8 protein-coding genes and 1 pseudogene are annotated in these 8,732 nt (G+C 61.5%); 5 read left to right on the top strand and 4 right to left on the bottom strand.

Going from position 1 to position 8,732, the window contains the following annotated elements; genetic code table 11:
- The 3 genes from NEZ08_RS23160 to NEZ08_RS23150 form a co-directional block, all read right to left on the bottom strand.
- The coding region (locus NEZ08_RS23160) for a serine/threonine-protein kinase (protein WP_298112304.1) at window positions 1–1,145 on the bottom strand (1,145 nt) is incomplete at its 3' end.
- Window positions 1,146–1,148: 3 nt separating this feature from the next.
- Entirely contained in the window at window positions 1,149–1,889 is a 741-nt protein-coding gene (locus NEZ08_RS23155; protein WP_298112303.1) for a metallophosphoesterase family protein, read from the bottom strand.
- Between the two features lie 236 nt (window positions 1,890–2,125).
- A complete protein-coding gene (locus NEZ08_RS23150) occupies window positions 2,126–2,716 on the bottom strand; it encodes a TetR family transcriptional regulator (RefSeq protein ID WP_298112301.1) in 591 nt (196 codons plus the stop codon).
- Between the two features lie 411 nt (window positions 2,717–3,127).
- Between NEZ08_RS23150 and purB the strand changes: the two genes are divergently transcribed.
- From purB to NEZ08_RS23125, 5 genes are all read left to right on the top strand, one after another.
- Complete coding sequence (gene purB, locus NEZ08_RS23145; protein WP_298112299.1) at window positions 3,128–4,435, top strand: adenylosuccinate lyase; 1,308 nt, start codon at window positions 3,128–3,130, stop codon at window positions 4,433–4,435.
- A gap of 136 nt (window positions 4,436–4,571) precedes the next feature.
- Window positions 4,572–5,426 carry a glutamate racemase gene (murI, locus tag NEZ08_RS23140; protein ID WP_298112298.1) on the top strand — a complete coding sequence of 285 codons (855 nt, stop codon included), beginning with the start codon at window positions 4,572–4,574 and terminating at the stop codon, window positions 5,424–5,426.
- A gap of 243 nt (window positions 5,427–5,669) precedes the next feature.
- Window positions 5,670–6,413 (top strand): acyltransferase, encoded by a 744-nt coding sequence (locus NEZ08_RS23135; RefSeq protein ID WP_298112297.1) that lies wholly within the window; start codon window positions 5,670–5,672, stop codon window positions 6,411–6,413.
- Between the two features lie 204 nt (window positions 6,414–6,617).
- Window positions 6,618–7,235 (top strand): 30S ribosomal protein S4, encoded by a 618-nt coding sequence (gene rpsD, locus NEZ08_RS23130; RefSeq protein WP_298112295.1) that lies wholly within the window; start codon window positions 6,618–6,620, stop codon window positions 7,233–7,235.
- A gap of 205 nt (window positions 7,236–7,440) precedes the next feature.
- Window positions 7,441–8,508, top strand: coding sequence for a threonine aldolase family protein (locus NEZ08_RS23125; RefSeq protein ID WP_298112294.1), 1,068 nt, complete (start codon window positions 7,441–7,443; stop codon window positions 8,506–8,508).
- A gap of 13 nt (window positions 8,509–8,521) precedes the next feature.
- Here NEZ08_RS23125 and NEZ08_RS23120 read toward each other — a convergent pair.
- Window positions 8,522–8,732 (bottom strand): annotated as a pseudogene (locus tag NEZ08_RS23120) (serine hydrolase); the annotation flags it as partial.

Below are 8,732 nucleotides of genomic sequence, written 5' to 3'. Positions count from 1 at the left end.
ACGTGCTTGTTGTTGCCCTCCTCATCGAGCGTGCGGTCGATGGTCACGCGGCCAAGTTTCAAAACATTGAGGCAGGCGAGCCGCGCCAGCGGCGATGTCTTGAGAATACGCGCAACGGTCACGCGCAGGGCTTCGTTCATTTCGGCTGGCCCTTCCGTCAGGTCGACTGCGACCGCAAGAATCGGGCTTGCCGCGATTTGCGCGGCGACCGCCGATGGCTTGCGGGGCTGGATCGGATTGCCATTGAAGCGGCGCCGCCAGACCGTGGAGAGCGGATCCCGCTTCAGCCGTTCCGAACGCGCTGTCAACTTGATCTGCTCGGGATGGGCCAGTTCGAACGCCAGTTGCGAGGCCGTCGGGTATCGCCATGCCGGGTCGATCTCGAGGCAGCGCAGCACGACTTCCTGGAGCCACGGCGGATAGTCTTTTTTCAGCTGACGTGGCGGATAGGGATCGCGCCATAGCCGTCTTCGCATCCCCGCCAGGGTTTCGCTCTCGCCGAAGGGCCTTACGCCGGTGGTGAAGAAGTAAAGCAGCACGCCAAGCGAAAACAGATCGCTGCGCGGATCGTCACGAACGCCAAGTAGCCGCTCGGGCGCCATATAGGGCGCCGTGCCATAGGGTACGCGGAACTCCTCCTGCAGCAGATCAGGCAACTGATTGTGATGTGACAGGCCGAAATCGACCAGCACCGCCTCGCCCGAAGGACGAAACAGAATGCTGGAGGGCTTGATGTCGTGATGAATGACGTTCTGCCGGTGCAAGTCAGATAGTGCATCGGCAATTTTCAGCGCGATCACGCGAGCCTCTTCGTAGGGCAGCGGCAGTTCCTCAAGGCGAGGGTAAAGCGTTTTCCCCGGAATGCGTTCGATCGCGACATAGGCTTGCCGGACGAAATCGCCGGCCGCATAGCAACGCGGCACGTGGATTCCCGTCAGCTTCGGCAGAATCATCTGCTCCATTTCGAAAGAGACGATGGCAGCCGGATCCTCGCCTTCCGAAACCCGGGGGATCTTCATCAACACCGGATCGGCGATATCCTCACGGCAAGCGCTCCACAGCGTTGCCATGCCGCCGCGATGCACGCATTCGCCGAGCACAAAACCGTCGATGACGACGCCGGGCCGGACCGTGAATTTCGCCATTCGTTATCTTCCCACGAAAAGGCGGTCGGCAAGCAGCGACGGCAGACCATTGTCGCGAATACGTTGCGCAGCCGTATCGACATCATAGGGAACACGGTAATAGGTGATTTCGCAGCGATCTGTGTCGAACATGGCAAAACAGGCAGCAGGATCGCCATCGCGCGGCTGGCCTACCGAGCCGAGCACGGCGAGCCAGCGCCGGCCCGGCAGCAACTGCACTGCAATTCCGGAAAGCGGAATGAACTGCGTCATTTTTCCGGTCACCGACATCGAATAAAGCGCCGGCCGATGAATATGGCCGGAAAATGTGATGTGCGCGTCGGTTGCAATCAGGCTTCGCCCGGCATCTGCGGCCGAGCGCACGTAGTGCCATCTGGCAGGCTGGCTGGCCTCCGAATGTACGTAGAGGCGGTCGCCCTCTTCGCAGCTCAATGGCAACCCTGTGAGGAACTTGCGCTCGGATGCGCTCAAGCGGCCGCGCGTCCATTCGATCGCGGCCTGAGCCTCCGCATTCATCGTTTCCGAGCGCGTGCCGATGGCATTGTCGTGGTTTCCACGCACGGCGGGCGCCCCCTGCCCGACGAGCTCCATCACTGTCGCGAGGGTCCATTCGGGGTCGGCGCCATAGCCGACATAGTCACCCAGAAAAATGAAGCGGTCGGCGCCGCGCCCACGCGCCGCTTCAAGGCAGGTCGCAAACGCCTGCCGGTTAGCATGGATATCGGCAAAGAATGCCAGCCGCACACGTTCCTCCAGTTTTATTCTAGGACGGAATATCGCTAGCGGTTTGAGAAAGCTCAAACAAATCGCGGCCGGCGCCACCAGCGAAGAGGTGGCCCAGACCCTCAATCTCAACGTGAAGACTGGTCCAGAACTATCGGTACATGATCAAGGCCGGGCTCAAGACCGGCGCCCCGCTCGCGCGCCTCGCCGCGACTGCGGTCTGACCCGACCGTAAGCGACATTCGCGCGAGAACGCTCTACCGAGGAGCTTCGATGCCTTTCAAGAGCAGCGCAATCACCGCGTCAATCCGCGCGGGCAGCTGTGGATCTTTCCATTCATCGGCGTGGCCGGGATGATGAAAGCGCGTCACCGCATCGAAAATTGCCTGCGCGGTCACTTTTACGTCGGCAATCTGGAAAGCACCCTGCTTGACGCCATCGGACAGGATCAGCTCGAGCTGATCGGTGAGGCAGGCACGGTGTCCCTTCACCGTCTTGCAGGCTTCCCGCGCCAGCGTCAGGTAGGTTGCAAACATCTCGGGGTCTTCGAGATAGCGTGTCTGTTTGGCCGAGAACAAGGCACGAAGCCATTTATCGAACTTGGCCGGTGCTGGCTCCGAGCTCTCCGCGATCCTGGCGAGCGGCGTTGAGACGCGCTCGAGCCAGCGCTGGGCTACCGCCTCGCGCAGTGAAGCCTTGCTCGGGAAATGGCGGTAAACGCTGCCGTGGCTCACATCGAGCGCACGCGCAACGTCGACAACGGTGGCTTTGGCGAGACCAAAACGGCGCAGAACGTCTTCGGTGACTTCCAGAATGCGCTCTGGTGTCAAGACCACGTTCTCGTTCATCGGCGCTTCTCCTCCTGGCAATCAGCCTGATCGATATAGAGACCGATATCCAGGCGATTAGCGGGCGAGCCGTTGCGCCTGTTCGGCGAGATGCCGGGCTATCCGCCGGTTGAGCCAGCGCTGGATTTGGGCGGTTAAGTGCAAGATTTCGAATGTCATGGCGAAGTCCTCGTAACTCGCCCCGGCTTACCGCCCTTGGCGGCCTTGCCGGGGGACCCTGAATCAGGCGTCAGCAGGCAATATAGAACGTCTCGCTGACAGATATCAATATCTGTTAGTCAATATTACGTGACTGAAAGCTGTCCGGCGGCTCAGGTGGGGAAATGCGGCGCGGCACGGGGCGCTGGTTTGTCACCCCTCACCTGCTCTGCTAGAGCCTCGTAATCCCATTGAAAAAGCACCGAGTCACGAATGATCCCCCGCTATACCCGCCCGGAAATGGCAGCGATCTGGGAGCCCCAGACCCGCTTCAAGATCTGGTTCGACATCGAGGCGCATGCCGCTGACGCGCTGGCGGAATTGGGGGTGATTCCCAAAGAGGCGGCGAAGACGATTTGGGCGAAGGCCCAGAATGCGGCCTTCGACGTGGCGCGGATCGACGAGATCGAGCGCGAAACCAAGCACGACGTCATCGCCTTTCTCACCCATCTGGCCGAGATCGTTGGCCCGGAGGCGCGGTTCGTCCATCAGGGGATGACGTCATCGGACGTGCTCGACACCTGCCTCAACGTACAGCTGACGCGCGCCGCCGATCTGCTGGTGACCGGCATCGACAAGGTGCTCGCTGCACTGAAGAAGCGCGCTTTCGAGCACAAGATGACGCCAACCATCGGCCGCTCGCACGGCATACACGCCGAGCCCGTGACCTTCGGACTGAAACTCGCCTATGCCTATGCCGAATTTTCCCGCGCTCGCGAGCGGCTGCTGGCCGCCCGTCATGAGGTCGCGACCTGCGCCATTTCGGGCGCGGTCGGCACCTTTGCGCAGATTGATCCGCGCGTGGAGGAACACGTCGCCAAAGCGATGGGCTTGCGGCCCGAGCCGATCTCGACCCAGGTGATTCCGCGCGACCGCCACGCAATGTATTTTGCAACGTTGGGCGTGATCGCCTCTTCCGTCGAACGTCTCGCCACCGAGATCCGCCACCTTCAGCGTACGGAAGTGCTGGAGGCGGAAGAATTCTTCTCGGAAGGCCAAAAGGGCTCCTCGGCGATGCCGCATAAGCGCAACCCGGTGCTGTCGGAGAATCTCACAGGCCTGTCGCGCATGGTGCGCGCCTATGTGACGCCGGCGCTGGAGAACGTCGTGCTCTGGCATGAGCGCGATATCTCACACTCTTCCGCCGAACGCATGATTGGGCCCGATGCGACGGTGACGCTCGACTTTGCGCTGAACCGCCTTGCCGGCCTCGTCGAGAAGCTGCTGATCTACCCGGAAAACATGCAGAAGAATCTCGATCGCCTCGGCGGCCTCGTCCATTCGCAGCGGCTATTGATCGCGCTCACGCAAAAGGGTGCGAGCAGAGAGGACGCCTACAAGCTCGTGCAGCGCAATGCGATGCCGGTCTGGCGCGGCGAAGGCGATTTTCAGACACTTCTGAAAAAGGACGCCGACGTCAGGAAATACCTGACCGATGCCGAAATCGAGGAGCAATTCGACCTCGGTTATCACCTGAAGCACGTCGACACCATCTTCAGGCGCGTGTTCGGCGAAGCCTGAAGCAGCGTGCCGCTTCTGTGTAGCTTTGACTCTATACGTTCCTTCGAAGAACTCGCGGGACACGAAAGTAACGTCAGAGTCGCGATATTGCGCAACGGCAACTGAAAGATAACCCCGGATCGGTTACGATAGAATCGTGGGCAGCAATCCTACCATTCTCCTGTTCGATTCCGGCCTTGGTGGCCTTACGGTGTTGCGCGAGGTCGTCCGCGTGCGTCCCGAGGCACATTATCTGTACGTCGCTGACGACGCGTTCTTTCCCTATGGCCACCACAGCGAGGAAGAAATCATCGGTCGCGTGGTGCCACTCGTCGGCGAACTGATATCCGAACATCGTCCCGACCTGGTCGTGATCGCCTGCAACACGGCATCGACCCTCGTCATGTCGTATTTGCGCGAGAGCTATTGCGTGCCGTTCGTCGGCACCGTGCCGGCCATCAAGCCTGCCTGCGCGGCCTCCAAGACGAAGCGCGTCTCCGTGCTCGGCACCAAGGGTACGGTCCAGCGCGAATATACCCGTGGCCTGATCCGCGATTTCGCGCAAGGCTGCGAGGTGACGCTGGTCGGTTCGGCAAAGCTGGCGGGGCTGGCAGAAACGGCGCTCAGTGGCGGCGCGGTCAGCGATGAAGACATCCTGGCCGAACTGATGGCCTGCTTTGTCGGCAACGGAAAGGATGCCTCAAATCGCACCGACACCATCGTGCTCGCCTGCACGCATTACCCGTTGTTGCTGGACCGGCTGAATAAACTGGCGCCCTGGCCGGTCGACTGGATCGATCCGGCGCCGGCAATTGCAAGGCGCGTAACGAGCCTGCTTCCCGAAGCGCGCGGCAGGCCAGACGACGCCGATTCCAAAATGATTTTCACCTCGGGACGGCCACACAGGCTAGAGGCTGCGCTCGCGCCCTTCTTCGGCGGACGCCCGCTTTCTGAACTCCGTGCTCCATTGCAGCATCCACCTTCACGAACTTCCGAAAATCATGGGCGCTAGCAAGCTTATCGAAGCCAATCCCGCTTCATCGATCTGAGCTCCTGATCAAATTCGTAGCTTGTGGTGCAGGGACTTCAGACGGCGGAACCGATCCGGCACGCTATATTTCTACATATCTTCAGATGTTTATCGACGGTTCATCTCACGCCCGATAAAGTCACGAAACGGCCTTCTCGTCAGGCCCTGCGCTGCCATGGCTGACAATCGGAAAAATCTCATCGGACAAGGGAACTGAGCGGAGCGATGCGCGGGACGAAGCGAAAAATCTCACGGCTGCGCATCTTTGTTATCGACCTCATGCACGCCTCGATGCGCGTGCCGTTCATCTCTTTGTCGCGCCCACTCGACATCGGCCCGCTTGCTGCCGCGCGCGCCAAGGCTGCTTCTGCGCCGGGCTGGGCGGCGATGTTCGTCAAGGCCTTTGCGATCGTTGCAAAAGACGAGCCGGTGCTGCGCACGCTCTACGTCAAATTGCCCCGACCGCATTTCTTCGAGCTGCCGCGCAGCATCGCCATGGTCGCAGTGGCACGCGTTGAAGGCGGCGAGGAATGCATTCTGCCGGAGAAGGTCCCCGCGCCTGAGGAACAGCCGCTCGCAGCCATCGACGCCGCAATCCGGCGCGCCAAGACTGCGCCGGTCGAACAGATCCCGGCCTTCCGCAAGATTCTGATGGCGAGCCGCCTGCCGCTCCCGCTGCGCCGCCTGAGCTGGGCCCTCGGGCTGAATTTCGGACGCATGCGCGCCAACAATTTCGGAACCTTCGGGGTGACTTCGGTTTCCGCCTACGGCCCGGGCGAGCTCAGGGCGCTCAGTACCGGTCCGTTTCTGCTCAGCTATGGCGTAGCTGGAGTGGACAACAGGATTGACGTCATCCTGCGCTGGGATCATCGGGTTACCGACGCCGCGGTCATCGCCCGGGTGCTGAGCCGGCTGGAACAGGTCCTGAACACCGAGATTTCGGCCGAAATACTGGCCTCGTCCTCCTGAACGGGTGGACCATTTGCGTTGACAGGGGAGCCGTTTCTGCCTAGAAACCGCCCTGCTCGCGGGCCGGTTTCGGCCCGCGATGCGTTTCGCGACCCGTGGTCTGCCCCTTCAAGCTTTAGGGCTCGGATCTGTCGGCAAGTCGAGGAAATTCTCGGCTGCACAGGAGGGCGCGTCTCCTCAAACCCAACCGCTTAAGAGGACGCGATGACAAAGCGTAGTGAGGCCAAATACAAGATCGACCGCCGTATGGGCCAGAATATCTGGGGCCGCCCAAAGAGCCCCGTGAACCGCCGGGAATACGGTCCCGGCCAGCACGGCCAGCGCCGCAAGGGCAAGCTGTCCGACTTCGGCGTCCAGCTGCGCGCCAAGCAGAAGCTGAAGGGCTATTACGCCAACATCAGTGAGCGTCAGTTCCATGGCATCTACGTCGAGGCAAGCCGCCTGAAGGGCGACACCGGCGAAAACCTGATCGGCCTGCTCGAACGCCGTCTCGACAGCGTCGTGTTCCGCGCCAAGTTCGTCTCCACCATGTTTGCCGCGCGTCAGTTCATCAACCACGGCCACGTCAAGGTGAACGGCCGCAAGGTCAATGTCTCAAGCTACAAGCTGAAGGTTGGCGACCTCGTAGAGGTCAAGGAATCTTCCAAGCAACTGACACATGTCCTTGAGGCGAGCCAGCTTCCCGAGCGCGACGTGCCGGATTATCTGGAAGTCGATCACGGCAAGATGACCGCCAAGTTCGTCCGCATCCCCGCGCTGACGGACGTGCCGTTCGCGGTGCAGATGGAGCCGCATCTGATCGTCGAATTCTATTCGCGCTGATGTGACTTCAGCGTCAATTGCATTTAAAGGCCCCGGTTTACCGGGGCCTTTTGTTTGTCCTGCCCGGGCTTGTCCCGGGTATCCACGTCTTTATGGTCGCCACAAAGCAAGCGTGGATGGCCGGGCATAGGCCAGCGGGAGCAACGCCGTTCTTCGAACGGCTATGTCCGGCCACGACGCGAAAATGAAAATGGAGCCTCATCCGATGGCCTACACCCCTGCCCGCCGTGACCCCAAGGCGCCCCCGGTCCGCATCAACCTGTTGTCGGATACCCAGACCCGCCCGACGGCGGGAATGCGCGAGGCGATGGCACGGGCTGAGGTCGGTGACGAACAGGTCGGCGACGATCCTTCCGTCAACCTGCTCTGCGACCGCGTCGCCGATCTGATGGGCAAGGAGGCCGCGGTGTTCCTGCCCTCCGGCACCATGTGCAACGTGACGGCGACGCTGGTGCATTGCCGGCCGGGCGACGAAATCCTGGCGCATGTCTCCGCCCATATCATCGCGCGCGAAGGAGGCGCCCATGCCGCACTCGGCGGATTCCAGATCACGCCGCTGCAAGGCGCAGACGGCAAGTTCACGCCTGATACCTTCCGCGCCGCGCTTCATCCTCGCACGCGCTATCAGCCGCCGCAGACGCTGGTGAGCGCCGAGCAAACCGCCAATATCGGCGGCGGTACGGTCTGGAAGAAGGCCGATCTCGATGAGGTCGTGGCAATTGCCAAGACCAACGGGCTTGCCACCCATATGGACGGCGCGCGCCTGTTGAATGCGACCGTCGCCACCGGCATCTCCGCACGCGACATGACCGCGGGTTGGGATTCGGCCTGGATCGATTTTTCAAAAGGTCTTGGCGCGCCCATCGGCGCGGTCCTTGCCGGCACGCGCGATTTCATCGACGAGGTATGGCGCTGGAAGCAGCGCCTCGGCGGCTCGATGCGCCAGGCCGGCATCTGTGCCGCCGCCTGCACCTACGCGCTCGACCATCATGTCGACCGGCTGGCCGAAGACCACGCCAATGCACGGGCGTTGGCACGAGGGCTGTCGCAAATCCGGGGCATCGAGGTGCAGGAGCCCGAAACCAACCTTGTGTTCTTCAAGCCGGATGGCGCCGGCATCGGCGCTGGCGACATGGTCGCCGCCTTGAACCGGCAGGGGATACAGATCGCCGTAATGGAGGGACGGATCCGCGCCTGCACCCATCTCGACGTTACCGCCGCCATGATCGAGGAAACGGTGGGACTTGTGCGCGAGATCGCGCGAAAGGTTTAGGGCTGATAATCTGCTATTTCTCCAGCGCCCGGTAAATCAGCGTCTTTAGCTCTCTCTGAATGCGTTGGCGCTGCGACGGTGACTGCATCATGCAGATCGCAAACAGGTCGTGGCTGGGATCGATGAAGAAGAAGGTGCCGCCGACGCCGTCCCAGCGATATTCACCGGCTGGAAGCGGAGGGTTCCCAACCGTTCGGACGGCAAATCCAAGACCAAAGCTGCTA

The organism is Bradyrhizobium sp. (assembly GCF_027451485.1).
Taxonomy (GTDB): Bacteria; Pseudomonadota; Alphaproteobacteria; order Rhizobiales; family Xanthobacteraceae; genus Bradyrhizobium.
Note: the sequence above shows the minus strand (reverse complement) of the source record. Positions and strands in the feature narration are given on the sequence as shown.

Coding starts and splice junctions, on each gene's coding strand:
- NEZ08_RS23150 (WP_298112301.1), bottom strand. CDS start 2,716: ATGAACGAGAACGTGGTCTTGACACCAGAGCGCATTCTGGAAGTCACC.
- purB (WP_298112299.1), top strand. CDS start 3,128: ATGATCCCCCGCTATACCCGCCCGGAAATGGCAGCGATCTGGGAGCCC.
- NEZ08_RS23135 (WP_298112297.1), top strand. CDS start 5,670: ATGCGCGGGACGAAGCGAAAAATCTCACGGCTGCGCATCTTTGTTATC.
- rpsD (WP_298112295.1), top strand. CDS start 6,618: ATGACAAAGCGTAGTGAGGCCAAATACAAGATCGACCGCCGTATGGGC.
- NEZ08_RS23125 (WP_298112294.1), top strand. CDS start 7,441: ATGGCCTACACCCCTGCCCGCCGTGACCCCAAGGCGCCCCCGGTCCGC.